18 protein-coding genes are annotated in these 25,723 nt (G+C 70.0%); 14 read left to right on the top strand and 4 right to left on the bottom strand.

Annotated features, from left to right (window positions below; translation table 11 throughout):
- Window positions 1–4: 4 nt before the first annotated feature.
- The gene (locus CYFUS_RS44155; RefSeq protein WP_095990691.1) at window positions 5–625 is read right to left on the bottom strand and encodes a DUF4230 domain-containing protein; all 621 of its coding nucleotides are present in this window, start codon (window positions 623–625) and stop codon (window positions 5–7) included.
- Window positions 626–674: 49 nt separating this feature from the next.
- Between CYFUS_RS44155 and CYFUS_RS44150 the strand changes: the two genes are divergently transcribed.
- Complete coding sequence (locus tag CYFUS_RS44150) at window positions 675–1,286, top strand: 2OG-Fe(II) oxygenase (protein WP_198316350.1); 612 nt, start codon at window positions 675–677, stop codon at window positions 1,284–1,286.
- A 7-nt stretch (window positions 1,287–1,293) separates the two neighbouring features.
- Here the strand turns inward: CYFUS_RS44150 and CYFUS_RS44145 are convergent, their stop codons facing one another.
- The gene (locus CYFUS_RS44145) at window positions 1,294–2,514 is read right to left on the bottom strand and encodes a zinc-dependent alcohol dehydrogenase (protein WP_095990690.1); all 1,221 of its coding nucleotides are present in this window, start codon (window positions 2,512–2,514) and stop codon (window positions 1,294–1,296) included.
- A gap of 162 nt (window positions 2,515–2,676) precedes the next feature.
- Window positions 2,677–4,179, bottom strand: coding sequence for a Ppx/GppA phosphatase family protein (locus CYFUS_RS44140; RefSeq protein WP_095990689.1), 1,503 nt, complete (start codon window positions 4,177–4,179; stop codon window positions 2,677–2,679).
- Window positions 4,180–4,292: 113 nt separating this feature from the next.
- Between CYFUS_RS44140 and CYFUS_RS44135 the strand changes: the two genes are divergently transcribed.
- The 5 genes from CYFUS_RS44135 (at window position 4,293) to CYFUS_RS44115 (ending at window position 8,538) form a co-directional block, all read left to right on the top strand.
- Complete coding sequence (locus CYFUS_RS44135) at window positions 4,293–5,003, top strand: Imm52 family immunity protein (RefSeq protein WP_157758996.1); 711 nt, start codon at window positions 4,293–4,295, stop codon at window positions 5,001–5,003.
- Window positions 5,004–5,132: 129 nt separating this feature from the next.
- Window positions 5,133–6,734 (top strand): ATPase domain-containing protein, encoded by a 1,602-nt coding sequence (locus CYFUS_RS44130; protein ID WP_095990687.1) that lies wholly within the window; start codon window positions 5,133–5,135, stop codon window positions 6,732–6,734.
- Window positions 6,731–7,093 carry a response regulator gene (locus tag CYFUS_RS44125; RefSeq protein WP_095990686.1) on the top strand — a complete coding sequence of 121 codons (363 nt, stop codon included), beginning with the start codon at window positions 6,731–6,733 and terminating at the stop codon, window positions 7,091–7,093. The genes CYFUS_RS44130 and CYFUS_RS44125 overlap by 4 nt, the downstream gene beginning before the upstream one ends.
- Window positions 7,094–7,215: 122 nt before the next feature.
- Window positions 7,216–8,307: a serine/threonine-protein kinase gene (locus CYFUS_RS44120; protein ID WP_198316349.1), complete on the top strand. Its 1,092-nt coding sequence runs from the start codon at window positions 7,216–7,218 to the stop codon at window positions 8,305–8,307.
- Between the two features lie 18 nt (window positions 8,308–8,325).
- Window positions 8,326–8,538, top strand: coding sequence for a hypothetical protein (locus tag CYFUS_RS44115; protein WP_095990684.1), 213 nt, complete (start codon window positions 8,326–8,328; stop codon window positions 8,536–8,538).
- A gap of 6 nt (window positions 8,539–8,544) precedes the next feature.
- On the opposite strand, the gene queF is transcribed toward CYFUS_RS44115, so the two are convergent.
- Window positions 8,545–8,961 carry a preQ(1) synthase gene (gene queF / locus CYFUS_RS44110; RefSeq protein ID WP_095990683.1) on the bottom strand — a complete coding sequence of 139 codons (417 nt, stop codon included), beginning with the start codon at window positions 8,959–8,961 and terminating at the stop codon, window positions 8,545–8,547.
- A 178-nt stretch (window positions 8,962–9,139) separates the two neighbouring features.
- On the opposite strand from queF, the gene CYFUS_RS44105 reads away from it, so the two are divergent.
- The 8 genes from CYFUS_RS44105 to CYFUS_RS44070 all read left to right on the top strand — a co-directional run bounded on the left by CYFUS_RS44105 (window position 9,140) and on the right by CYFUS_RS44070 (window position 25,547).
- Entirely contained in the window at window positions 9,140–11,092 is a 1,953-nt protein-coding gene (locus tag CYFUS_RS44105) for an ATP-binding protein (RefSeq protein WP_095992585.1), read from the top strand.
- Window positions 11,093–11,227: 135 nt separating this feature from the next.
- Window positions 11,228–15,781, top strand: coding sequence for a glutamate synthase large subunit (gene gltB, locus CYFUS_RS44100; protein ID WP_095990682.1), 4,554 nt, complete (start codon window positions 11,228–11,230; stop codon window positions 15,779–15,781).
- Between the two features lie 3 nt (window positions 15,782–15,784).
- Window positions 15,785–17,248, top strand: a complete 1,464-nt coding sequence (locus CYFUS_RS44095) for a glutamate synthase subunit beta (RefSeq protein WP_095990681.1) — start codon at window positions 15,785–15,787, stop codon at window positions 17,246–17,248.
- 106 nt (window positions 17,249–17,354) lie between these two features.
- Window positions 17,355–21,251, top strand: coding sequence for a DEAD/DEAH box helicase (locus CYFUS_RS44090; protein ID WP_095990680.1), 3,897 nt, complete (start codon window positions 17,355–17,357; stop codon window positions 21,249–21,251).
- Window positions 21,252–21,447: 196 nt separating this feature from the next.
- Window positions 21,448–22,731, top strand: coding sequence for an amidohydrolase family protein (locus CYFUS_RS44085; protein WP_095990679.1), 1,284 nt, complete (start codon window positions 21,448–21,450; stop codon window positions 22,729–22,731).
- Window positions 22,732–22,797: 66 nt separating this feature from the next.
- Window positions 22,798–23,331 (top strand): peroxiredoxin, encoded by a 534-nt coding sequence (locus CYFUS_RS44080; protein WP_095990678.1) that lies wholly within the window; start codon window positions 22,798–22,800, stop codon window positions 23,329–23,331.
- Between the two features lie 305 nt (window positions 23,332–23,636).
- On the top strand, window positions 23,637–24,716 hold the full coding sequence (locus tag CYFUS_RS44075) for an AAA family ATPase (RefSeq protein ID WP_157758995.1): 1,080 nt from the start codon (window positions 23,637–23,639) through the stop codon (window positions 24,714–24,716).
- A gap of 3 nt (window positions 24,717–24,719) precedes the next feature.
- The gene (locus CYFUS_RS44070) at window positions 24,720–25,547 is read left to right on the top strand and encodes a DUF3226 domain-containing protein (RefSeq protein WP_095990676.1); all 828 of its coding nucleotides are present in this window, start codon (window positions 24,720–24,722) and stop codon (window positions 25,545–25,547) included.
- Window positions 25,548–25,723: the final 176 nt, after the last annotated feature.

Here is a 25,723-nt window from a genome sequence, read left to right as displayed (position 1 = left end):
CGCGTCACCCCGCGGTGGCCTTGGGCGGGAGCACGTCCACCACGTTCACCTCGCGAAAGCCCGCGGAGAAGAACAGCACCCGCAGGGTGTTCTCCGCCGAGCGCCGGGCGCGCTCCCTGAGGCGGGCGTCCGCCTTCACCTCGCGCTCGAAGGCCTCGCGTGCCTTCTCCAGGAGCTGGGTGGTCTCGGCGCTGTCCAGGTTGGAGCCGATGATCTCCGTCTCGCCCGGTTTGAGCTCCACCTTCGTCTCCAGGGGGGGGAGGACCACGTCCACGCGCGAGCCCTGCACGCGCAGCGCGGAGTCATCGAGCCGGCCGAAGTCGTAGCCCAGGTGCACGTCGGCGAAGACGATGGCGCGGCCCCGCGGCGTGTGCAGCGAGTAGCTCGCCCAGTTGATGACGTCCTTCCAGAGCGAGTTCGTGCTCTGGGGCTCGGGTGAGAACTCCACCTTCTTGTAGAGGGAGACGGTCAGGGTCTCCAGCCGCGCCACCTCGCGCACGCGGGTGACGAGCGCGGGCGTGTCCGGCAGGGCGGGCGGCTTGGGACGCATCAACAGGAAGGTGCCCACGGCACCGGCAACCAGGGCGAGAACGACGACCACCACCCGCACGAGCAGACGCACCATGGTCCGCCATTCTAGGTCATCTGGAGGTGCGGTAGGGTTCGCCCCCGCCATGCACCCCCTGTCCCTGCGCGATGAGGAAGTCCAAGCACTCGGTGAGCACGGCTGGTTCACCCGCGAGAACTTCCTCGGGGAGACCGAGGCCCGGGCGCTGCTCGTGGAGGCGAGGGCGTGCGTGGAGGCCGGCCGGCTGCGGCCCGCGGGCATCCGTCGGGGCGCGGATCTCACCCTGGACCGCTCCACGCGGGGCGACTTCATCACCTGGGTGGAGCCGGGAGAGGCCGACACCGCGTTCGGCCGGCTCCGGGACACGTACACCGCGCTCGGGGACGCCCTGTCGGCCGGGGCCTACCTGGGACTCGGCCGCTTCGATCTCCAGCTCGCCTGGTATCCGGGCGGAGGCGAGCGCTATGCCCGCCACGCCGATGCCTTTCCCGGCCAGTCCAACCGGCGGGTGACGGCCATCTACTACCTCAACCCGGAGTGGACGCCGGAGCACGGGGGACTCCTGCGCCTCTACCCCGGGGGGGAGCCCGTGGACGTGGAGCCCCGGCTCGATCGGCTCGTCGTGTTCCTCAGCGAGCGCATCGAGCACGAGGTCCTTGCCGCGCGGGCTTCCCGGCTCGCGCTCACGGCCTGGTTCTACGGCCGCGACGCGGGGTGACGCGGGCTCAGGTGAGCAGCTGTGGCTCGAGCTCCACCTTGAGCCAGCCCGGCTGGCGCACGTCGAAGGCGCGGTAGGCCTCGATGGCGCTGGTGATGGGCTGCACGCGCGTGAGCAGCTCCGTGGGCTCCACGGCGCCCGTGCGCACCAGCTCGACCAGGTGGGGGATGTACTTGCGGTGGTGGCAGTTGCCCATCCGCAGCGACAGGTTCTTGTTCATCGCCATGCCGATGGGGAAGGTGTTCATCTGCTGCGGGTACACGCCGATGATGGACAGGGTGCCCGCCTTGGCGAGTGCCTCCACCGCCCACATCACCGCCTGCATGGGCGCATCGCCCTGGACCCAGTTGTCCCCGTGGGACTTCGTCTTGGGGGCCGCTTCCTTCTGCTCGCGCTTGAACTCGTCCTTGAGCGCGTCGGCCTTCTTGCCCGCGGGGCCGTGGTGCGCGTGCATCGAGTCCACGCCCACCGCGTCGATGGCCCGGTCCACCCCGATGCCGCCCGTCAGCCGCACGATCGTCTCGACGGGATCCTCCTCCTCGAAGTTGATGACCTCGGCGCCCTGGGCCCGCGCGGCATCGAGTCGGTCCTGGTGGCAGTCGATGGCGAAGATGCGCCCGGCGTTCATGAGTCTGGCGCTCAGGATGGTGAACTGACCCACCGGGCCGCAGCCGAACACCGCCACGGTGTCACCCGGTTTGATCTCCGCCAGGTCCGCGCCGAAGTACCCCGTGGGGAAGATGTCCGACAGGAGGATGGCCTGCTCGTCGGCCACCTCGTCCGGCAGCTTCACCAGCCCCACGTGCGCGAAGGGGATGCGCGCCTTCTCCGCCTGCAAGCCATGGAAGGGGCCCGACGCCGCCGGCCCGCCGAAGAAGGCCGTCCCGGCGCGCTTGCCATGGGGGTTGGCCACGTCGCATTGCGCGTAGTAGCCCGCGCGGCAGTACGAGCAGCTCCCGCAGGCGATGGTGGAGGGAATCACCACCCGGTCCCCCACGCGCAGGTTGCGCACGTCCTTGCCCAGGGCCTCGACGACTCCCACGCCCTCGTGCCCGAGGATGGTGCCCGGCACCATGCCCGGCATCGTGCCGCGCACCATGTGCAGGTCCGTGCCACAGATGGCACTCGCCGTCAGCTTGACGATGGCATCCGTGTCCTCCTGGAGGACGGGCTCCTTCACGTCGTCGAGCCGGATGTCTCCAATTCCATGAAAGACGACCGCCTTCATTGCCGCTCCTTCTCCCCGCGGGGGACGCCGGGCGCCAGGGGCGCCACCGGTCTGGACTCTTCCCGGTGAGGAGTGGGCACGTGCCCGTGCGGGTGCCAGCGGTGGCTGCTTCCCCTCGTGGAGGGCAGGCGGCGGGGGGACCGGCCGCCGCGATGGGAATGGTCAGCGGCCGATGTGGAAGGTCAGCCGCTTGCCGAAGACGCGGCGGAAGAGGGCCACCTCGCGCTCGGCGGACCACAGCTCCAGGTCCACGGGCTGGCGCGCCTTGAGGTGCAGGGACACCGCGTCCCGGCCATTCGTGGCGCGCATCTCCTTGATGGGTTGGTGATGGCTGCCGTCCAGCGCGTTGGCGATGCGCAGCAGCGTGGCCAGCTTGCGCACCAGGCGGGCCTCGGCGGCGCTCAGCCCCTGCATCCCCGAGTGGTTGAGCTCCGGCGGGCTGCGCTGGTGGTAGCGCGCCACCCGCGCCACCAGCTCGCGCTCACGGTCGGCCAGGCCCGGGATGTCGCCGTGGTGGATGAGGTAGTAGGAGTGCTTGTGGTGGCGCTCGTAGCTCACGGCGTTGCCCACGTCGTGCAGCAGCGCCGCCGTCTCCAGGTAGGGCCGGGAGGACAGGGGCAGGTGGTGCAGCGCCGCCAGCTCGTCGAAGAGCGTGAGCGCCAGCCGCGTCACCTGGCGCGCGTGCTTCTCGTCGAAGAACAGGCGCCGCCCCATGGCCACCGCCGCGTCCGCGAGCGAGTGGTCCTCCCGCGTCTCGTCCTGCCGGTAGAGCAGGTCCACCAGCAGCCCATCTCTCAGGCCCCGGTTGACCGCGGCGATGCTCTCCACGCCCAGGTGCCGCGCCGTGCGCTCGAGGATGGTGGCGCCCGCGACGATGATGTCCGCGCGCCGCGGATCGAAGCGCTTGCGCCGCCGCTCGGGCGTCATCTCCGCCAGCGTCTCCGCCGTGTTCTGCAACTGGCGCAGGGACGCGTGCGCCGTGCCCTCGCTGGCCGCGAAGCCCACCACCGCGCTGATGGTGCCCGAGGAGCCCAGGGCCATGCGCGGCAGGCCCGGAAGGCGCTCGGGGATGGCCTTGCGCAGGTGCTCCTCCACGTAGCTGCGCATCAGCCGCAACTGCTTGGGCGTCACCTTGCCGGCCGCGTCGAACATCTCCGTGAGCCGCACCGAGCCCATGGGCAGGCTCCATAGCTCATCCGGCCGCTCCCCGGTGGCGAGCACCACCTCGGTGGAGCCTCCGCCGATGTCCACCAGCAGCGAGCGGACGTTGGGCGGCTTGCGGTGCAGCACGCCCAGGCAGATGAGGCGCGCCTCCTCCTTGCCGCTGACCACCTCCAGGTTGAGCCCCGCCTCGTCGCGCACCCGCTGGACGATCTGCTCCTGGTTGCGCGCGTCGCGCATCGCGCTGGTGGCCACCGCGCGCACCCGGGCCTTGTGCCGCCGGCACAGCGCCGCGTAGCGCCGCAGCGTGGACAGGAGCCGGTCCGCGGTCTCCTCGGGCATGACTCCACTGGCGAACACCCCTTCTCCCGGGCGGATGGGGTCGCGCTCCTGGTGCAGGGTTTCCAGGGCGCCGTCGGCGTCCGGCCGCGCCAGTTCCAGGCGCACGGCGTTCGTGCCCACGTCGATGGCGGCGAGCACGGTTTGGAGGGGCGGAGTGGCCATGGAGGCCCTGCTTACCAAAGTTCCCGGGGAGCCTTTGGTAACAGATTGGGGCCGGGGCGTTCCGATGCGCTTCCGGGTGGTGCCTTTGTTACCCATGGCGTATGACATGGCGGATGGAACGTTTCCAGGCGGGGGCGCATTGGGGAGGTCGCAAGGAGTCCGCCGCGGCGTGTGCCGCGCGGGCGGAAGAGTTCTTCCGCCTGCTGGCCGGGTGCGATCCTGCCTATTCCCGCTGGTTCGAGTACGCGTACTCCCGCAAGAACGCGCTGCGGCTGCCCTTCGAGCCCACCGCGGAGACGTTCCTGCGCTTCTTCGAGCGCAAGAAGTACCGGCTTGGCCGGGATGCCTTCTACTTCGATGCGTGGACGGGGCAGGAGCAGACGGGGCGGGGTGGGCTGCTCAACCTCACCTGTGGCTCGGGGACGCCCTTCTACGCCAATGGCTGTCTGCTCCACCTGCCGCGCGAGGGGGTGGCCGCGCAGCGCGTGCTCACCGTGTCGGTGCTCAAGCAGGTGGTGCGCGCCATGGCGCTGGCCTGGGAGCCGGACCGGTGCGCGGTGGTGTCCGAGGAGGACCCCGCCGCCGGGCGGGTGGTGGAGGCGGACGGCGCGTGCATCGGCTGGCTCACGTACTTCTCGCGAGCGCATGGGCGCGTTCCCTCCCTGCCGCGCTCGGTGCGCGTCGAGCCGGTGGAGGAGCTGGGCACGCTCATCATCCTCACGCCGCGGCCCTTCTCGCCGGGCAATCCGGCACACGCGGAGCTGGCCGGGCGCGTCCGCGAGCGGCTGGAACGCTCGGGCCTGCTGCCGGCTCGGGCGGGGTGAGCCCGTTCGCACGCATTCGTCCGCCACGCGACGGTTCGGCCTGGCCCTCGCTTTTCCGCGTGCTCGGATGTGCCCAGCTTGTGGCACATCCCTCCACACGGGAGTGACCCGAGGAGCACGGCAGGCGGAATGAGCGGATCCGACACGGACGATTCGGGGCAGCCATCGCGTGAGGAGCGCGTCGAGAGCGGCATTCCCCGCCTGGATTTCATCCTCAAGGGGGGGTTCAAACAGGGCGGCATCTACGCGCTGATGGGCCCGCCTGGCAGTGGCAAGACGATCCTCGCCAACCAGCTGTGCTTCAACCACATCGACAAGAGCGAGGGGCGGTGCGTCTACATGACGCTGCTCATCGAGTCGCACGCGAAGATGCTGCGCCACCTCGGGTCCTTGAGCTTCTTCCGGTTGGAGGAGATCCCCGACAATCTCTACTACATCAGTGGCTACAAGGTGGTGCGGGACCAGGGCTTCAGCGGGCTGCTGGAGCTCATCCGCGGCACGCTGCGCGAGCGGCGGGCCACCGTGTTCGTCATCGATGGCATGGAGAGCGCGGAGCAGTTCGCTCCCACCGTCCAGGCCTACGGCGAGTTCGTGCACTCCCTCCAGGCGCTCGCCAGCCTCCTGGGGTGCACCACGTTCCTCATCTCCAACATGCGCGAGCGCACGCACACGGAGAACGCCCTGGTCGATGGGGTCGTCGAGCTGTCGGACCGGCTCATCGGCCCGCGCGCGGTGCGCGAGCTGACGGTGCACAAGTTCCGGGGCAGCGACTATCTCCGGGGCCGTCACGAAGTGGAGATCTCCGCCGACGGCATCTCCATCCATCCCCGGACCGAGGTGCAGTTCGCCCACCCGGGCCCCTCCGCCCGCGAGCAACGTCTGCGCATGGCCTTCGGCCTGCCCCGCTTCGACGAGATGCTCGGGGGTGGTCTGCCCTCGGGGTCCACCACCGCGCTCGTGGGCTCGCCCGGCACGGGCAAGACGCTGCTCGGACTCTCCTTCCTGGTGGAGGGGGCCCGGCGGGGCGAGCGGGGCACGTACTTCGGCTTCTATGAGCCTCCCCCCCGCCTCATCGAGAAGGCCGAGGCGGTGGGCATCCCCCTGGATCGCTACGTCAAGGACGGCAGCATCTCTCTCGTGTGGCAGCCTCCGCTCGAGCACCTCATGGACTCGCTGGCCGAGCAGCTGCTGGAGAAGATCCGGGCCGAGTCGGCGCGCGAGCGCCGGCGCCTGTTCGTCGACGGGGCCGAGGGCTTCCGCGCCGCGGCGGTCTACCCGGAGCGCGTCCCCATCTTCCTGTCGGCGCTCACCAACCAGTTGCGCTCGCTGGACATCACCACCGTCATCACCGACGAGCTCGAGCTGTTCCAGTCCGAGCTGGCGCTGCCCACCCCCGAGCTGGCCAACGTGGCGGAGTCCGTGGTGCTGTTGCGCTACGTGGAGTTGCGCTCGCAGATCTACCGGCTCCTGTCGGTCATGAAGATGCGCGAGAGCCGCTATGACACCTCGCTGCGCGAGTTCCACATCTCTCCCGGCGGCATCGATGTGGCCGAGTCCTTCCAGAGCGCCGAGTCCATCCTCAGCGGGCATGGGCGCGAGGTGCGCCCGGCGCCCCGGCGCAGGACGGCTCCGAGGACGGGCGGGGGAAGGAAGGGCGCGGTAAAGAAGGGCGCGGGAACCCCCGGTCCGAAGGACAAGGGGCGCGCGCGGCCCTCCAGGAGGGGCCGTTGAAGACCATCCTGGTCGTCGAGGACGAGTTCGACGTGCAGCAGGTCGTCGCCGACGTGCTGAAGGACGAGGGTTATGAGGTGTCCGTGTGCGGCACCGGCACCGAGGCGCTGCGGCGTCTGAGCGAGTCCCACCCGGATGTCGTCCTCATGGACATCATGCTCCCCGTGCTCTCCGGCGTGCATGTGCTGGAGGTGATGCGCAAGACGCCGGGCCTGGACCAGGTGCCCGTCATCATCATGAGCGAGACCATTCCCAGGTCCATCCCCTCCCAGTCCTGGCAGTTCTTCCTCAAGAAGCCCTTCCGGCTCGAGCAACTCCTGGACGCGGTCAACCGCCTGTTCCCGGACGGGCGGGGCTGAGCCCTCACTGCGCGTGTGACGTGACGGAGAAGTGTGTGCGATGACTGGCGATTTCTACCGCGGAGGTGTGTGCTCCTCCGGACGGGTCGACGCCTCCGGGACGAATCGCTACCCTCGCGCCCGTGCCCTCCACTGACAAACCCGTCGTCAAACATCGCAAGATAGGTGCCTACCGCGTGCTCGGAGAGCTGGGCCGGGGTGGCATGGCCCAGGTGTACCGAGGGCTGCACGAGATGCTGCAGCGCGAGGTGGCCATCAAGGAGATGCTCGCGGACCCGCTGAGGGACAAGGAGTCCGTGTCGCGCTTCCGCCGCGAGGCGCTCGCGCTCGCCGCCTTCCGCCACCAGAACATCGTCACCCTGTACGATCTGGTGGAGAAGAACGACGTGCTCTTCATGGTGATGGAGTACGTGGATGGGCCCACGCTGCACGAGCTCATCAAGGAGGGCGCGCTGCCCCCCGAGGTGGGTGCCGCCGTGGCGGCGCGCATCGCCGACGCGCTGGAGCACGCCCACTTCCGCCGCATCATCCACCGCGACCTGAAGCCCGCCAACGTGATGCTCACCAAGGCGGGGGACGTGAAGCTGATGGACTTCGGCGTGGCCAAGGACGTGGGCCTGGAGGCGCTCACCGCGCAGGGCATGGCGGTGGGAACCCCCTCGTACATGTCTCCCGAGCAGGTGACGGGGGCGCCCATCGACGGCCGCACGGATCTGTTCTCCCTCGGGGTGCTGATGTACGAGTCGCTCGCCGGGCAGCGCCCCTTCCTGGGCCGCAACGCGGGCGAGGTGTTCGCCCGCATCCGCGAGGGGGCCTTCAAGCCGCTGCACAAGGCGGCGCCCCAGGTGCCCAAGGCGCTGGCGGACATCGTCCACCGCGCCCTGCGCGTGAAGCCCGAGGAGCGCTACCCCAATGCCGCCGCCATGCGCCGCGACCTGGAGGCCTTCCTGTCGCCCCGGCTGGGCATGTCCTGCGAGGCCTTCCTGGTGGGCTTCCTGCGCCACCGCGAGAAGCTCACCGAGAGCGAGGCGCTGGCCCACCTCACCCAGGAGGAGCTGGGCGTGGCGGGCAACCTCGCCCGGGAGTTGGCGCCCGTGCGGCCGTGGAAGCGCTGGCTCGCCGCCTTCGCCATCGCCGCCGGGGGGGTGGGGGCTGGACTGCTGTCCACCCAATCCTATTGGATGGAGCTCGTCCAGCGGCTCTCCGTCCGCTGACGCATCCGGAGTGGCTCCATGGGAAAGGTTCTCACCGCGGTTCTTGGTCTCGCCCTGCTCGGGGGCGGTGCGTGGTACGCCCTCCAGCGCGCGGCGGCGGTGGACTCCACCGCCCCTGGCACCAGCGCGCCCCGGCGGCAGCTCGACAACGTGCGCGGCGCCGCCAGCCGCATCGAGTCGGAGGCGGACGCGCGCGCCAAGGAGCTGGAAGCGAAGATGCGGACCGACTGACGGGGCCTACTTGCGGCGCGCCGGGCTCTTCTTCGCGCCGCGCGCCGGCTTCTCGTGGGTGACGGTGATCACCGTGCCGATGCCGCCGCGCACGAAGAAGTCCCCCTCCACCGTGAGCTTGCGCGGCTGGATGGCGCGCACGATGTCGTCGGCGATCGTGTTGGTCACCTTCTCGTGGAAGGCGCCCTCGTTGCGGTAGGACCACATGTAGAGCTTGAGGCTCTTGAGTTCCACACATAGTGTGTCCGGCACGTAGCGGATCCGGAACCGGGCGAAGTCCGGCTGCCCCGTGAGGGGACAGAGGCAGGTGAACTCCGGCACGTCGAAGGCGATCTCATAGTCGCGATCCGGCGCGGGGTTGGGGAAGGTCTGCAGCTCCTTGGTGGGCTGGGTGGGTTGGGACGGGGCACGTTGGGAAGCCATGGCGGATGTCGTCTAACACACACCTCGGGGATTCCAGTCGCCAATGGTGAACGCTCTCCCGTCTCCTGGGCTGTCGGGTTGTCCGGCCCTCAACGAGATCGACACCTTGGAGGGCAGGAGTGAACCGGGCCACCTTGTCGGCGCGCGAGGCAGGGCGTAACTCCTCATGTTGTCCCCCATGCTGCCGCCCGATTTCCCAGATCTACTCGCGTGCGTCCCCCAAGGGGTGATGCGGTTGGGCGCGGATCTGCGGGTGGAGTGGCTGGAGCCGGACTTCGCCGCCAAGACGGGGGTGGTGCTCCAGGTGGGAGACTCCGTGCTCTCCGCGCTGGAGTCCGGGCGGGGCCGGGATGACCTGGAGCGGGCCCTGCGCGAGGGACGCAGCCACTCGGGCCACGTCATCACCGTGGGACTCAAGCAGACGCGCATCCAGGCGCGGCCATGTCGTCCTGGGACGCCCCCGGGTGCCTGGTTGCTCTTCGAGAGCTCGGGCGCCGACGACGACGTGGCCTTCTCCCAGGCGCTCCAGGAGATCGCCCGCGAGGTGGGCGAGACGCTGGACGTGGACAGCGTGTGCAAGGCGGCGGTGCTGGCGGTGGTGCGCTGCGCCCAGGTGCGACGGGCGGAGGTATTCCTCACCGAAGATGGCCAGGCGCCTCGTCGGGTGGCGGTGTCGGATCTGGCCAACACCGAGACCCCCGACGATGCGCTGGACCAGCACGCCGACTCCTTCGAGGCGGCGCTCGTCACCCGCCAGCCCCAGATTGGCGTGCAGAGGGGGATGGGGGACTCGGCCGGCTCCATCTTCGCCGCGGTGCCCCTGCTGTCCCAGAAGCGCGCCCTGGGACTGCTCGTGCTCTACAAGGAACAGGGCCGCTCCTTCTCGCTGCGCGAGCTGGAGTTGTGGAGCGCCGCGGCCGGGCAGGTGGCGGTGTCCGTGCAGAACGCGCGCCTCTTGCGCGAGGCCCAGGCGGCCCTGCGGGTGCGCGAGGAGTTCATGTCCATCGCCTCGCACGAGCTCAAGACGCCGCTGACCCCGCTCAAGCTCACGCTCTACTCCATGGAGCGGAGAATCGCGCAGGGCCTGCCGGTGGAGCTCTCCAGCGTCATCAAGTCCAAGCGTCAGGTGGAGCGGCTGGCGGGGCTGGTGAATGACCTGCTGGACGTGTCGCGGCTGGAGCTGGGTCGGCTGTCGCTACAGCCCGCGCCCCTGGAGATGGGCCACCTGGTGGCGGAGGTGGTGGACCAGTTCCGCCATGCCTTCGCGCGGCCCTTCACCCTGGTGGTGCCGCGCGAGCACCTCTGGGTGCGCGGCGATCGGGACAGGCTGGAGCAGGTGCTCGTCAACCTGCTGGAGAACGCGAACAAGTACAGCCCGGCGGGCGAGCTCATCGGCGTGGAGGTGGAGTCGCTGGCGGGTCAGGCCCGCATCCACGTGAAGGACCAGGGCATCGGCGTGCCCGCGTCGGATCAATCCCGGCTCTTCGAGCGCTTCTACCGGGCGGCCAACTCCTCGCATCGCCACTTCGGCGGCCTGGGGCTGGGCCTGTTCATCAGCGACTCCATCGCGCGGCTGCACGGCGGCGCGCTGTCCATGTCGAGCTCCGAGGGACAGGGCTCCACCTTCACCCTGTCGCTGCCGCGCATGCCGGTGGGCGAGGTGCGCCGGCTGCCCCGGCGGGTGCTGCTGCTCGACGAGGATCCGAAACAGGAGGCGGCGGCCGAGCGGATGCTGTGCGCCGAGGGCTTCGAGGTGCTCACCGCCAACGGGGGCGTGGAGGCGCTGCGCCGGGCCTCGGTGCTGCCCGTGGACCTGGTGCTGTTGTCCTCGAGTGTTCCTCCCACCCACCTGGGCATCTTCCTGGCGGCCTTCGCGGAGCTGCCGCGCGCCCGGCCCATTCCCATCGTCCTGGCCGGAGCCACCCGGCCCGCCTGGGCCCAGCCGGACGCCGCCGTGTGCGCCCGGCCCTACCATGGCGCCGAGCTGCTCGCCGCGGTGCACGCCCTGATCGGCCCCCGGGAGGAGGGCAGCCGCTCCAGCGAGCCCCCGGGCGCCGCGGTCGCCACTCCCACCAGCCCCTCCCTGGAGCCCCTGGCCGCACTTCCGGCCGCCTCCCAACTTCACTCCTAGCGGAAGACGACGTTTCGATGCCCGCCCGCCTGCCCCAAGCGCTGGCTCGCGGACTCTTGTTCCCCTCGCCGGAAGCAACGCGTTAGAGTTGCCGGTTCACGCGTGGTTCCATCCGCCGCGAGGGGAGCACTACTGATGCTGGACCGAGGCCCGGGCCGTTATGGGTTGTACGAGCCGGACACCGAACACGATGCCTGTGGAGTGGGTTTCGTGGCCCATATCCGGGGCGAGAAATCTCGCAGCATCGTCGAGGAAGCGCTCGAGCTGCTCAACCGGCTGAGCCACCGCGCCGCCGCGGGCAGGGACCCCGAGACCGGAGACGGTGCCGGCATCCTGCTGCAGATTCCCCATCGCCTCTTCGAGCGGGAGCGGCTGGGCTTCACGCTGCCGCCGCGCCGCCAGTACGCCATCGGCATGGTGTTCCTCCCGGCGGATCCCGAGGCCCGCATCGCGTGCGAGGCGGCCCTGGAGCAGATGGTCACCGACGAGGGGCAGCGCGTGCTCGGCTGGCGCGACGTGCCCGTGCAGCCCGAGCACCTCGGCCGGCTGGCGCGCGAGCGTGCGCCCGTCATCCGTCAGCTCTTCGTCGCCCGGCGCCGCGTGGTGCCCAGCGCCTTCGAGCGCAAGCTGTTCCGCATCCGCAAGCTCACCGAGCGGCGCATCCAGGACCGCGACCTGGATCCGGATGGCCAGTTCCACGTGGCCAGCTTCTCGGCGGAGACGCTCATCTACAAGGGCCTGCTGCTGCCCCGGCAACTGCCGCTCTTCTACCCGGACCTCCAGCACCCCGAGTGCGTGAGCGCCCTGGGCCTCGTGCACTCGCGCTTCTCCACCAACACCTTCCCGACGTGGGACCTGGCGCAGCCCTTCCGCTACATCGCGCACAACGGGGAGATCAACACGCTGCGCGGCAACCGCAACTGGATGAACGCGCGGCGCGGCCTGTTGCAGTCGGCCAAGTTCGGCGGAAGCCTGGAGCCGCTCTTCCCCATCATCGTCCCGGGCAAGAGCGACTCGGCGCAGTTCGACAACATGGTGGAGCTGCTCTTCCTGGGTGGTCGGCCGCTGCCCCACGCCATGATGATGATGATCCCCGAGGCGTGGGAGGGCCACACGCTCATGGGCGACGAGCGGCGCGCCTTCTACGAGTACTCCAGCGCGCTCCTGGAGCCGTGGGACGGACCCGCCGCCATCGCCTTCACGGACGGGCAGCTCATCGGCGCCACGCTGGACCGCAACGGCCTGCGCCCCGCGCGCTACCTCGTCACCGAGGATGACCGCATCATCCTCGCCTCGGAGACGGGCGTCATCGACGTGCCCGCCGCCCAGGTGCGCCGCAAGGGCCGCCTCACCCCGGGCCGCATGCTGCTGGTGGACACGCTCGAGGGCCGCATCCTCGAGGACGAGGAGGTCAAACGCGACATCTCCACGCGCTGGCCCTACCGCCGCTGGCTCGAGCGCAACGTCGCCACGCTGGACGACCTGCCCACCGAGCCCGCGCCGCCGCGGCCGGACAACGAGGAGCTGTGGCGCCAGCAGCGCGCCTTCGGCTACACGGACGAGGACACGCGCCTGTTGCTCAAGCCCATGGCCGAGGAGGGCAAGGAGCCCACGGGCTCCATGGGCACGGACACGCCGCTGGCCGTCCTCAGCGACCAGGCGCCCACGCTCTTCAACTACTTCCACCAGCTCTTCGCGCAGGTGACCAACCCGCCCATCGACCCCATCCGCGAGTCGCTGGTGATGACGCTCTCCACGGGCCTGGGCCCCGAGGGCAACACCTTCGAGGAGACGCCGGAGCAGTGCCACCGCCTGTCCCTGCCGGGCCCCATCCTCACCAACGGGCAGCTCGCGACGCTGGCGGCCATCCGCAACGAGGGCGCCTTCGAGACGCAGCGCGTGAGCCTGCTCTACCCGCTGCACGAGGAGGGCGCGAGCCTGGAGGCCGCGGTGGAGCGGCTGTGCACCGAGGTCGTCGAGGCGGTGGACGCGGGCGTGAGCATCCTCGTGCTCAGCGACCGGGGCGTGGACGCGGCCCATGCGGCCATCCCCGCGCTGCTCGCCGTGTCCGCGGTGCACCAGCGGCTCGTGCGCGACGGCATCCGCATGTACACCGGCCTCGTGCTGGAGACGGCCGAGGCGCGCGAGGTGCACCACTTCGCCTGCCTGTTCGGCTACGGCGTCTCGGCCATCAACCCCTACCTCGCCCTGGACTCGCTGCGCGCCATGGCCGAGGCGGGCGAGCTGTCGGTGGACGCGGACAAGGCCCAGGCCAACTTCGTGCACGCCGTGGAGGAGGGCGTGCTCAAGGTGATGAGCAAGATGGGCATCTCCACGCTCCAGTCCTACCGCGGCTCGCAGCTCTTCGAGATCGTGGGCCTGGAGCGCTCGCTGGTGGAGCGGCACTTCACCGGCTCGCCCTCGCGCGTGGAGGGCGTGGGCCTGGCGGAGCTGGGCCGCGAGGTGCGCGAGCGCCACGCGCGGGGCTTCGGGGCCGCGGCCGAGTTCGAGGTGGAGCAGTTGCCCGTGGGCGGCCAGTACCAGTGGCGCCGCCGGGGCGAGACGCACAAGTGGAACCCGTCCACCATCGCCCTGTTGCAGCAGGCGGCGCGCACCAACGACGCCGCGGTCTTCGCCGAGTACTCCCGCCTGGCGGATGACGAGAGCCGCGCGCACTGCAACCTGCGTGGGCTCCTGATCGTCGCGGAGGAGGGGTGTACGCCCGTGCCGCTGGAGCAGGTGGAGCCCGCGAGCGCCATCGTCCGGCGCTTCGTCACCGGCGCCATGTCCTTCGGCTCCATCAGCGCCGAGGCCCACGAGACGCTCGCCATCGCGATGAACCGCATCGGCGGGCGCTCCAACAGCGGCGAGGGTGGCGAGGAGTCGCGTCGCTACGTTCCGGACGAGAACGGCGACCTGCGGCGCAGCGCCATCAAGCAGGTGGCCAGCGCCCGCTTCGGCGTCACCACCGAGTACCTCGTCAACGCCGCCGAGCTGCAGATCAAGATGGCCCAGGGCGCCAAGCCCGGCGAGGGCGGGCAGCTGCCCGGGCCCAAGGTGGACGAGCGGATCGCCAAGGCGCGCTGGAGCACGCCCGGCGTGACGCTCATCTCCCCGCCGCCGCACCACGACATCTACTCCATCGAGGATCTGGCGCAGCTCATCTATGACTTGCAGTCGGTGAACCCCACGGCGCGCGTGAGCGTGAAGCTGGTGAGCGAGGTGGGCGTGGGCACCATCGCCGCGGGCGTGGCCAAGGCGGGCGCGGGTGGCGTGGTCATCTCCGGCTACGAGGGCGGCACGGGCGCCTCGCCCCTGTCCAGCCTCAAGCACGCGGGCCTGCCGTGGGAGCTGGGGCTGGCCGAGGCGCAGCAGGTGCTCGTGCACAACGGCCTGCGCGGCCGCATCCGCCTGCAGGTGGACGGTGGCCTGCGCACCGCCCAGGACGTGCTCGTCGCCACGCTGCTGGGCGCCGAGGAGTACGGCATGGCCACCGCGAGCCTCATCGCGCTCGGCTGCATCATGCTGCGCAAGTGCCACCTCAACACCTGCTCGGTGGGCATCGCCACCCAGGACGCGGGGCTGCGCGAGCGCTTCCACGGTAAGCCCGAGCACGTGGTGAACTTCTTCTACCTGGTGGCCGAGGACCTGCGCCGCCGGATGGCCGCCCTGGGCGTGCGCCGGTTGGAAGAGCTGGTGGGCCGGGTGGACCTGCTGCGGCAGTTGCCCGCCACGGACCACTGGAAGGCGAAGAAGGTGAACCTGTCCTCGCTGCTGACGCCCTCGCGCGCCCCGGAGACCGAGGATCGGCGCTGTGACACGCCCCAGATGAAGGACGTGTCGGACCACCTGGACCACGAGCTGATCCTCCAATCCAAGGCCACCCTGGATGGAGGCGCGCCCACGCTGCTGGTGCGGCCGGTGAGCAACACCCACCGCGCGGTGGGCGCCATGCTCTCGGGCGACCTGGTGCGCCGCTACGGGGCCCAGGGCCTGCCGGATGGACGGCTGCGCATCCGCCTCCGAGGCTCGGCGGGACAGAGCTTCGGGGCGTTCCTCGCCAACGGCGTGACGCTGGAACTGGAGGGGGATGCCAACGACTACCTCGGCAAGGGGTTGTCGGGCGGGCGCATCATCGCCTACCCGCCGCAGGACAGCCGCTTCGTGCCCGAGGAGAACGTGCTCGTGGGCAACACGGTGCTCTACGGCGCCACCGCGGGCGAGGTGTACCTGCGCGGGCTCGCCGGCGAGCGCTTCGCGGTGCGCAACAGCGGCGCCCAGGCGGTGGTGGAGGGCGTGGGCGACCACGGCTGCGAGTACATGACGGGCGGTGTGGTGGTGGTGCTCGGGCCCACGGGGCGCAACTTCGCCGCGGGCATGAGCGGCGGCACGGCCTTCGTGCTCGACCGCGACCGCTCCTTCCGGGGCCGCTGCAACCTGGAGATGGTGGAGCTGGAGTCGTTGGTGGACGAGTCGGAACTGTGGCTCGTGCACGGGATGATCGAGCGGCACCTGCACCACACCGGCAGCACGCTGGCGCGGCGGGTGCTCGACAACTGGGAGCTGATGGTTCCGCAGTTCGTGAAGGTGATGCCGACCGACTACAAGCGCGTGCTCCAGGCCCGCCGCGCTTCCCGCCGGCCCCCGCCGGCCCAATTGCCGCGCCTGCACGTCGTGGGAGGAGAGTAGACCATGGGCAAGACGACGGGTTTCCAGGAGTGGCAGCACGTGCCCGCGCCGAAGCGGGAGAAGTCCGAGCGCATCAAGGACTGGCGCGAGTTCACCCTCCCTCTGTCCGCCGACGAGGCGAAGCGGCAGTCGGGGCGATGTATGGACTGTGGTGTGCCCTTCTGTCACCAGGGCTGTCCGCTGGGCAATCCCATCCCCGAGTTCAACGACGCGGTGTATCGGGGCAAGTGGAGGGAGGCATTCCTCGCGCTCAGCGGCACCCACAACTTCCCCGAGTTCACCGGTCGCCTGTGCCCCGCGCCCTGCGAGGCCGCGTGCGTGCTCAACATCGATCAGGATCCGGTGACCATCGAGCAGATGGAGAAGGAGATCATCGAGCGCGCCTTCGCGGAAGGGTGGGTGAAGGCCCATCCGCCCGCGCACCGCACCGGCAAGCGCGTGGCGGTGGTGGGCTCGGGACCCGCGGGGCTCGCGGCGGCGGCGCAGCTCAACCAGGCGGGACACCACGTCACCGTGTTCGAGCGGGATGATCGTCCGGGCGGCATGCTTCGCTACGGCATCCCCGACTTCAAGCTGGAGAAGTCCGTCATCGACCGGCGGATCAAGCTCCTGGAGCAGGAGGGCATCGAGTTCCGCTGCGGCGTGGACGTGGGCCGCGAGCCGGGCTGGCGCGCGCTGCGCGGGCAGTACGACGCGCTGGTGCTGGCCGTGGGTGCCCAGCGCGGCAAGGATCTCACCGTGCCCGGGCGTGAGCTGTCCGGCGTGGTGATGGCCATGGACTACCTGACGCACCAGAACCGGGTGGTGGCGGGCCTCGCCTCGCTCGAGCCCCGGTTCAACGCGGCCGGCAAGCGGGTGATCATCCTCGGGGGTGGCGACACGGGCTCGGACTGCCTGGGCACGGCGCTGCGTCAGGGCGCGGCGCACGTGATGCAGGTGTCGTACGCGCCCCCGCCCCCCGCGGTGCGGGCCCTGAACAACCCGTGGCCCCGCTGGCCGCTCGTCTTCCGCACCTCGTCCAGCCAGGAGGAGGGCGGCCAGCGCGAGTTCGGTCTGGTCACCCAGCGCCTGGAGGGGCAGGACGGCCAGCTCAAGGCCCTGCACTCGGTGAAGGTGGAGCTGACGACGGGGACGGATGGCAAGCCCTCGCTCGTGGAGATTCCCGGCTCGCAGACGGCCCACCCGGTGGACCTGCTCGTGCTCGCCATTGGCTTCACGGGACCGGACAGCCCCTCGTTGTCCGAGGAGCTGGGCGTGAAGCTCACTCCCCGGGGGACCGTGCAGGTGGACTCCCACTTCGCCACCTCGGCGGACGGCGTGTTCTGCGCGGGCGACGCGAGCCGCGGGGCGAGCCTCATCGTCTGGGCGTTCGCGGACGGGCGCGAGACGGCCCGCTCCGTCGATGCGTACCTCTCCCGGGGCACCTCCGCCCTGCCCACGCGTGGCAAGGACTGCGCCGTCGGCTGAGTGACCGTCTCCTCATGGAGACGGTTGCCGTGCCTTTCTGGCTACCCGGCATGATGGCGGGCTCGAAAGTGGGTCCGCCGCGCTTCCAGGCGTTATCTTGGAGGTCATGTCGCGGCAACCACTTGCAGAGTCGTCCTCGTCCTTCCCCTCCCAGCTGTCTTCCTGGTTCGCTCCGTCCCGGTTGAAGGAACTCGTGGAGGCCCGGGTCTACGCCCGGGGCGAGGAACTGGCGGACACGGGGCGCGTAACGAAGTGGGCGGTGACGCCCACGGGCCTGGAGGGAGATGTCCGAGGTCCGGGCCGCGCGCTCCACGACGTCGTGCTCTCCGTGGACGAGCGGGGTCTGGATGGGGATTGCTCCTGCGAGCGCTACCTCCTGAGTGGCTTCTGCGAGCATCTGGTGGCGCTGGCCCTGGCGTGGAACAGAGCCCAGGCCCCCGGGACGTCCGCCGGGGACGCCTCGTCACGGCCGCGGACTCCAGAACAGGTACGGGCGTGGCTGGCGGAGCACCGGATCGCGCACCTGATGCGTGCTTCCATGCTGGAGCTGAGGCAACACCTGCCCCATTCGGCCGAGTTCCTCCGCATCCTGGCGTGGCTTGTCCCCTATCCCTTGCTCTCGGTCCTGGAGGGGACCGCGCGTCCGCTCTCCTCCCTCTCCGCCGAGCAGCGCGCCGTGGTGGAGCGCGCCGCCTGGGCCCGGGTGGAGACCGAGGTCGAGCGGGTGCGCCAGGGGCTGGAGCGTGAGCGCCTTCATCCGGAGCCTCCACCTCCCACGGATGCGCGTCTCGTTCCCCTGGTCCAGGCGCTTCACCGGCTCCGGGCCCGGGTGCGCGAGCAGGCCGTTCCACGGGAGTTGCCCACGGGCTCGCTCCACCTCGCCTTCCAGGACGAGCCTCCCGCCTTCGTCGTGTACGAGCGCTCCGCCGGCGACGCGCACCCGAGCATCCAGGACCCTCCGCCCTCGCTATCGGTGAAGGTGGAGCCGCTCCGGGTGCTCGGAGGTGAGGAGGCGGTGGTGTGCTCGCACTGCGATGCCACGGGTCCCGCGCGGTGTGTCCATGCCGTGTCCGCGTTGGAGCGGGTGATGGACGCTCTGGGCGAGGAGCGGCGGGCAGAGGAGAATGCCCGGCTCGCCGAGCGGCTCTTCGTGGAGCCGGGCCGCAAGCTGCTGGAGGCGTTGGACAAGGCCCGGGTGCTGTCGGACGCCCGGTCCGGCTCGGCTCCGGGAGCCCAGGTGATCTTCCGTCTGGAAGGGGTGGAGTCCAACACTCCCCGGCTTCGGCCCTTCCTGCATCGGCCCGCGAAGCGGGGAGGGCTGTCCACGGGGAGCGTGGTGTCCCCGCGTGACGCGGCCGAGGCGCGTGAGGCCCTCTCTTCTCCCGAGGAGGTGCAGGCGCTCGAGCTGTGTCTGTTGATGGAGATGGAGCGGCGGTATGGCCAGGTCAAGCACCCCGTGCTGGTGCAGGCCTTGAGATTGCTCGAGCACGGCTCCCGCGTGGTGCTCGACTCCCGACGGGACTCACCACTGCGGGTGCGCTCCCTGCCGCTGGGCTTCTCCCTGCGCGAGGTGGAGGTGGGCGGGGACGAGCTGTGGGTGCAGCCGAGCGTGGATGGCATCGTGGTGCTGGAGTGGGCTCGGGGGAAGCTGCGCGAGCAGGCCCCCTCGCCGTGGCTGCTCCTGCACGACGTGGCGCCCGATCCACCGGAGCTGATGCTGGTGTCCGTCTCGCCCGCGGCGATGGCGGTGTTGCGCACCGTGGTGGAGCATGGCGGACGGCTGCCGCTCGCATGGCGTACGGAGTTGTTGGAGCGGCTCGGGGGTGTGGAGTCGGCCTTTCCGCTCTCCCTGCCACCCTCCCTGGAAGGGCGCGAGGTGCCGGCGGAGCCTGGATTGTTGCTGCGCCTGCGGCCCACGGGGGGCGAGGCCCTGGAGGGGCGGTGGTTCGCGCGGCCCCTGTCCGGGGCCCGGCCCCGGGTGCCGGGAGAGGGGGGGGATATCGTTCGGGGCTCGCGTGAGGGCGAGCGCGTGTGGACGCGCCGGAACCTGGAGGACGAGCGGGCCCGGATGGCCACGGCGATGGAGTGGCTGGGCCTGCCGATGACGGAGCCGGGCCGCTTCGAGCGGGTGGGCGCGGAGGCCTCGCTCGGTTTCCTGGAGCGCCTGGAGGAGCCGGGGCGCCCCGCGTGGGACGTGGAGTGGGAGGAGCGTCCCTGGCGCCTGGTGCGGACACCGGATGCGAAGGGGTTGAAGGTGTCGGTGCATCGGGAGCGGGATTGGTTCGGCGTGAAAGGGGGTGTGCGGGTCGAAGACGAGCGGGTGGAGCTGGCGGTGCTGCTGGACGCGCTGCGGCGGGGTCACCGGTACGTCTCCCTGGGCAAGGATCGGTGGCTGCGGATCACCCAGGAGCTGCGCGGGCAACTCCAGCCGCTGGCGGACGTGGCGCATGCCTCGCGGGGCCATTGGGAGGTGGGGGCGGCGGCGGTGCCCGCCCTGGACGCGCTGGCCGAGGCGGGCGCCGACGTCGAGGCGCCTCCGGACTGGCGCCGGCTGGCCGGACGCATCCGGAAGGCGGGGCGCTTGGAGGTGCCGGTGCCCGCCGGGCTTCGGGCCGAGCTGCGTGACTACCAGCGCGAGGGCTTCGAGTGGATGGCACGGCTGGCCGAGTGGGGTGGGGGAGGGTGCCTGGCGGACGACATGGGGCTGGGCAAGACGTTGCAGACGCTCGCGCTGCTGCTGCGCCGTGCGAGCGAGGGCCCCGCCCTGGTGGTGGCGCCCACCTCGGTGTGCTTCAACTGGCTGCGCGAGGCGGAGCGTTTCACGCCGTCCTTGAAGGTGCATGCCTACCGGGAGGCGGAGCGCGAGGCCTTGTTGTCCCGAGTGGGCGCCGGGGACGTGGTGGTGGTGAGCTACGGCCTGCTGACGCGCGAGCTGGAGCGCTTCTCGCCCGTGTCCTTCGCCACGCTGGTGTTGGACGAGGCCCAGGCGGTGAAGAATCCCGACACGGCCCGGGCCCGGGCGCTGCGCTCGCTCCAGGCCGAGGCGCGGATCGCGCTCTCGGGCACGCCGGTGGAGAACCGCCTGTCGGAGCTGTGGAGTCTCTTCCGGCTCGTCTTTCCGGGGCTGCTGGGCAGCCGGGAGTCCTTCCGCCAGCGCTTCGCGGGCCCCATCGAGCGCGACAAGGATCCCGAGGCGCGTGCGGCGCTGGCGCGGTTGGTGCGGCCCTTCCTGTTGCGGCGCACCAAGGCGCAGGTGGCGCGCGAGCTGCCCGCCCGCGTGGAGACGGTGGTGCCCATCACCCTGTCCGAGCAGGAGCGGCGGCTGTACGAGGACACGCGCCTGGCGGCGCTCGACCGCATCGCGAAGGCGGAGGGCCTGGAGAAGCGCTTCGCGGTGCTGGCGGCCCTCACGCGCCTGCGGCTGGCGGCGTGCCACCCGCGGTTCGTGGACGCCGACTCCCCGGTGCCGTCCTCCAAGCTGGAGCGTCTGCTGGAACTGGTGGACGGGCTGCGTGCCGAGGGCGGCCGGGCGCTCGTCTTCAGCCAGTTCGTCAAGCACCTGACCCTGGTGCGCGAGGCCCTGGACGCGCGGGGCGTGTCCTCGCAATACCTGGACGGGGGGACACCGGCCGCCGAGCGGGAGGCGCGCGTGGCGGCCTTCCAGGGCGGCGAGGGGGACGTCTTCCTCATCTCCCTGAAGGCGGGTGGCACGGGCCTCAACCTCACCGCGGCGGACCATGTCTTCCACCTGGACCCCTGGTGGAACCCGGCGGCCGAGGATCAGGCCACGGATCGGGCCCACCGCATCGGCCAGACCCGGCCCGTCACGGTGATGCGCCTCATCGCGGAGGGCACCATCGAGGAGACGATCCTCGCGTTGCACGAGGAGAAGCGCGACCTGGCGAGCAGCCTCCTGTCGGAAGCGGACGGGGCCGCGGCGCTCTCCACCGAGCAGCTCCTGGGCCTCTTGCGCGCGAGCGCCGACGGGGAGCGTGCTGGCTGAGCGGGGGTTTTCGCGCGGAGTGTTGCGCGGGCGGCCTCCCTCCGCCGTCTCGTCGTGGGGGGCGGGTCCCCGGAAGAGCGGGTAGGAGGGGACGCGCGCGTGGGGGCAGTGCTAGGGTGGCCAGCGGATCGGCGTCTGGGGTGGGCTCGCGGGCGCCAGACCGGTGAAATGGCCGCGGATTGACTGGAGGGACGGGTTGGGCACGCTCCTGAAAGGTGGCATCGTCGTCGAACTCGAGCCGGCGCACGTCGAGCGCGTGGATCTGCGCATCGAGGGTGAGCGCATCGTCGCCCGGGGTCCCGACCTCCAGGCGGCGCCGGACGACGAGGTGGTGGCGCTCTCGGGCAAGCTCGTCTTTCCGGGCTTGGTGAGCGCGCACCAGCGGCTGAGCGCGAGCCTGGGGCGCGGCATGCCCCGGCCGAAGCTCGAGAGCTACCAGGAACTGGTGGACAAGGTGCGCTGGCGCTACGAGGACGCGCTGGACCTGGACGCGGTGCAGGTGGCCGCCACGGCGGGGGGCCTGGAGGCGCTGCAGTGCGGCACCACCACGCTCTTCGATCTGCACTCTTCACCCCGGGCCGTGCAGGGCTCGCTCTTGCGCGCGGCCCGCGGACTGCACGAGGTGGGCGTGCGCGGGGTGCTCTCCTACGCGGTGTCGGATCGCCGGGGAGCGCTGGGGCGCGAGGAGGGGTTGGACGAGACGGTGTCCTTCGCGCGCAAGGCGCGGGGCCGGCTGCGTGGGCAGGTGGGCGCGGCGCCGCTGTTCACCGTGGGCAAGGAGGCCCTGGAGGGCCTGACCGAGGCGGTGAAGAGCACGGGCGTGGGCCTGCACGTGCCCCTGGCGGAGGATCCGCTGGACGAGAAGCTGTCGGTGGAGCGCTACGGCAGCTCTCCGGTGTCGCGGCTGGTGGAGGGGGGCCTGGTGTCTCCCCAGACGGTGCTGGTGCACGTGGGCCACCTGGCGTGGCCGGAGCTCGCGCAGTTGTTGCCCACGGGCGCGTGGCTCGTGCACACGCCGCGCTCCAACATGGAGTCCGAGGTGGGCTACGCGCCGGCGCTGAAGTTCGGCCACCGGGCGACGCTGGGGGCGGACGGGGTGAGCGCGGACATGTTCGCCGAGGCCCAGGCGGCGTGGCTGCGCTCGCGCGATGCGGGACAGCCCATCGACGTGCTGCGCTACCTGGCCAATGGCCAGCGCCTGGCCTCTCAGGCTTTCGGGTTGCAGATGGGAGCGATGCGCGAGGGGGCGGTGGCGGACCTGCTCGTCATGGACTACCTGCCGGCCACGCCGCTCACGGCGGAGAACCTGGCGTGGCACGTGGTGTTCGGCCTGGGCTCGCGCCACGTGGAGTCGGTGATGGTGGATGGGGTGTGGCGGGTGTGGGCGCGCCGGCCCCTGTCGGTCAACCCGTCCGTGGTGGCCGAGCAGGCGCGGGAGGCCGCCGCCGCCATCTGGGCGCGCATGGGCGAGTCCCGATGACCGGTGGACAGGCCGCCACGGTGTGGGCCTGGGTACACCCGGGCGGGAAGTGATAAGCCTCCGGCCATGCTCAACTCCATGCTCGTAGCGGGCTTCCTCATGGGAGCCACCCCCCAGGTCGGCCAGGTCGCGCCGGACTTCACGGTGAAGGACACCTCCGGCAAGAGCTACACCCTGTCGGAGATGGTGAAGACGGGTCCGGTCATCCTCGCCTTCTTCCCCAAGGCCTTCACCGGCGGCTGCACGAAGGAGCTCACGGCGTACACGGAGCGGTACGCGGACGTGCAGAAGCTCGATGGCCAGCTGCTCGCCGTCAGCACGGACGCGCAGGAGGACCTGGTGAAGTTCAAGGAGTCGCTCAAGGCGCCCTTCGCCTTCGTGCCGGATCCGGATGCGAAGCTCACCTCCCTGTATGACGTGAAGATGCCGGTGATGAATCTGGCCAATCGCTACACGTTCGTGATTGGAGAGGAGCGCAAGGTTCTCAAGGTGGACGAGGGCAAGGACGCCATCGATCCCAAGGCCGCCATTGCAGCCTGCCCGCTGCGCAAGAAGGCCGACGCGGCGGCGAAGGACGCGTCGAAGGCTCCCGCGAAGTAACGGGCGCTGACCCACGCGCTGGCTCGCTGGCCCTCGAATGGGCCAGCGCATGGCGCGAGAGCGCTTCGACTTGGCCGAGTGCGGTTTTTGTACCGGACGCTTCTGCCGCCTCCTGTGCCCCATGCCGAGCTGTACTGAGAGCGCTCCAGCACGAGTCCCACGTGGCCGGGCGCATTCCGAGGCGGTGTGCGCAGAGGCGCATCACCTGCGGTGAGGTTCTGGCGCTCTCGCGTCAAACCAACGAATATCGGATGAGGTCGGCACCGGGCCGGTCCTTCGGTATGACCCGGGCCGGTGAGAATGCCATGCCCCTGCCCTTTGAGCACCTCTCCATTACGGCGTTCCGAGGCCTTCGCGAGTTGACGCTGGAAAAGCTCGGTCGCGTCAATCTGCTCGTGGGACTGAACGATAGCGGGAAGACGAGCGTGCTTGAAGCTGTCTCGCTGATGGCGCGGCCGCTTGACCAACTGGGGTGGGTTCGCCTCGCGCGCCAGCGGGAGCCATCGCCCGTGCCTTTGAGATACCTCTCGAGCACCGAACGCATCCGGTGGCTTTTTCCTCCGAGCGGGCGGCCCGAGGGCGACCCCGCGGAACTGGTCATCAAGGCTGGAGGGCGACTTCCCATCACGGATTTGACAGCGAGGTTCAAGCGGGTCGTTGCGATGCGACCGGAACGTGGCGTTCGCCGGGATACTGGAGCGCTGGAGAAGGAGACTACCGGTGCCGAACTCCATATCGAGTTCGCCTCTGCGGGCCAATCGCACACGCGCTCCTTCACCCTATGGCCGAATGAACCCACACGGCGGCCTGACAAGGAGAGCAGGGGTCCGCCCTGTGAGGTGGTGCTCGCCTATCATCATTGGATGCCGACACTTCCCCTCCGCGGCTACTCCCAAGCTCGCCTGCAGGGAACGAGTGAGGTGCTGGCACGCTTGCTTTCCCTCATCGACCCAGAGATCCGGGGATTGGAGATCCTGCAACCGGAAGAGGAGCCGGTCCTCTACGTGACGCACGCGATCCACGGACCGGTGCCGCTCAGCGTCTATGGAGATGGCATTCGTCGCACGTTGCTTCTCGCCGAATCCGTGGTGAATGCGAAGGGGGGTCTCCTCCTCGTCGACGAGATCGAAACCGGAATCCATGTCAGCGCGTTGAGTGGTGTCTACTCCTGGCTTGTCCGCAGTTGCCGCGAGTTCGATGTTCAACTCTTCGTGACGACGCACAGCCTCGAAGCCATCGATGCGCTACTTGCCGCCGATACGACTCCCGAGGAGGACGTCGTCGCATTCAAGCTCGGCCGTCATGACGGGCGGAGCGTGGCCAAGCGCTATGGTGAAGGGCAGCTCAAGTGGATGCGGTTCGAGCGTGGTCTCGAAGTGAGATAACCCATGCACCATGTGTATTTCGCTGTCGAGGGTCCACACGACGTTGAATTCGTAGGCCGCTTCCTCAAACTCCACGGTCTCAAGAGGGTCCAGCACAAACCACGACTCGCTCCGTTCTGGACGCCGCTCCTGCCGAAGAGCTGGCCGTCGCCGCCCGGGTCCACGGATTTGCTGAAGCGGGTTCCGGTGCCGGTGTTCTTCCAGAACCAGCACGTATCTGTCGCCATCGACTCGGTCACCGGAGACAGCCAGCTACTCTCCAGCACCATCAACACCCATGGCACGGTCGAGCAGCCCGGCGGAGAGGTCCTCCACGCCATCGGGGTCGTCCTCGACTCGGACCAGAACGAGTCGGCCATGGCGAGATTCAACACGATCGCAAAGGGACTCAATGCGGAGAGGTTCCCCCTTGCGACAGCCCCGGGCCAAGTGGTCGAGGGCCCGCCTCGGCTCGGAATCTTCGTGCTTCCCGATAACGCGACCGCCGGTACCCTCGAGGATCTGCTCATCGAGTGCGCGGAGAAGCAGTATCCACAGCTCCTCGCGTCCGCGCGCATTCATGTCGAGTCCGTACAGTCCGAGGTTCCACCGTATGAGAAGAGCGACCTTGAGGATTTCCTGAGTCCAGCGGGCCGACGGAAGGCCGTTGTTGGCTCGATTGGCTCGATCCTTCGGCCCGGAAAGTCCATCCAAATATCAATCCAGGACAATCGTTGGGTCGATGGCGATGCCCTTGCGCTGCCACGCGTGAAGATGTTCCGCGCGTTCGTTGATGCGTTGTTGGCTCCATTACCATCGACTCGCATCAAGGATGCCGCGCAGCCGCTATAGCGTGCCGCCCGGCGCACGGGTTCTCGCGCCGGGCCTTATGACACTTGGACAGCTCGTTTTGCTCAGCTCCGTGAAATCCCACACCGGCTCCGCGCACCTTGGACCAACAACCGTGTTCCCTCCCTGATTTCTCCTCGCGCCTTGCCGAAGTTCACGATGTTGCCCGCATAGTCCTG

Source organism: Cystobacter fuscus (assembly GCF_002305875.1).
Lineage (GTDB): Bacteria > Myxococcota > Myxococcia > Myxococcales > Myxococcaceae > Cystobacter > Cystobacter fuscus_A.
The sequence above is the reverse complement of the archived record's forward strand: the minus strand, read 5'-3'. Positions and strand labels throughout refer to the sequence as shown.

Coding starts and splice junctions, on each gene's coding strand:
- CYFUS_RS44075 (WP_157758995.1), top strand. CDS start 23,637: ATGCCCCTGCCCTTTGAGCACCTCTCCATTACGGCGTTCCGAGGCCTT.
- CYFUS_RS44135 (WP_157758996.1), top strand. CDS start 4,293: ATGGAACGTTTCCAGGCGGGGGCGCATTGGGGAGGTCGCAAGGAGTCC.
- CYFUS_RS44150 (WP_198316350.1), top strand. CDS start 675: ATGCACCCCCTGTCCCTGCGCGATGAGGAAGTCCAAGCACTCGGTGAG.
- CYFUS_RS44095 (WP_095990681.1), top strand. CDS start 15,785: ATGGGCAAGACGACGGGTTTCCAGGAGTGGCAGCACGTGCCCGCGCCG.
- CYFUS_RS44105 (WP_095992585.1), top strand. CDS start 9,140: ATGCTGCCGCCCGATTTCCCAGATCTACTCGCGTGCGTCCCCCAAGGG.
- CYFUS_RS44115 (WP_095990684.1), top strand. CDS start 8,326: ATGGGAAAGGTTCTCACCGCGGTTCTTGGTCTCGCCCTGCTCGGGGGC.
- CYFUS_RS44130 (WP_095990687.1), top strand. CDS start 5,133: ATGAGCGGATCCGACACGGACGATTCGGGGCAGCCATCGCGTGAGGAG.
- CYFUS_RS44145 (WP_095990690.1), bottom strand. CDS start 2,514: ATGAAGGCGGTCGTCTTTCATGGAATTGGAGACATCCGGCTCGACGAC.
- queF (WP_095990683.1), bottom strand. CDS start 8,961: ATGGCTTCCCAACGTGCCCCGTCCCAACCCACCCAGCCCACCAAGGAG.
- CYFUS_RS44080 (WP_095990678.1), top strand. CDS start 22,798: ATGCTCAACTCCATGCTCGTAGCGGGCTTCCTCATGGGAGCCACCCCC.
- CYFUS_RS44140 (WP_095990689.1), bottom strand. CDS start 4,179: ATGGCCACTCCGCCCCTCCAAACCGTGCTCGCCGCCATCGACGTGGGC.
- CYFUS_RS44090 (WP_095990680.1), top strand. CDS start 17,355: ATGTCGCGGCAACCACTTGCAGAGTCGTCCTCGTCCTTCCCCTCCCAG.
- CYFUS_RS44155 (WP_095990691.1), bottom strand. CDS start 625: ATGGTGCGTCTGCTCGTGCGGGTGGTGGTCGTCGTTCTCGCCCTGGTT.
- gltB (WP_095990682.1), top strand. CDS start 11,228: ATGCTGGACCGAGGCCCGGGCCGTTATGGGTTGTACGAGCCGGACACC.
- CYFUS_RS44070 (WP_095990676.1), top strand. CDS start 24,720: ATGCACCATGTGTATTTCGCTGTCGAGGGTCCACACGACGTTGAATTC.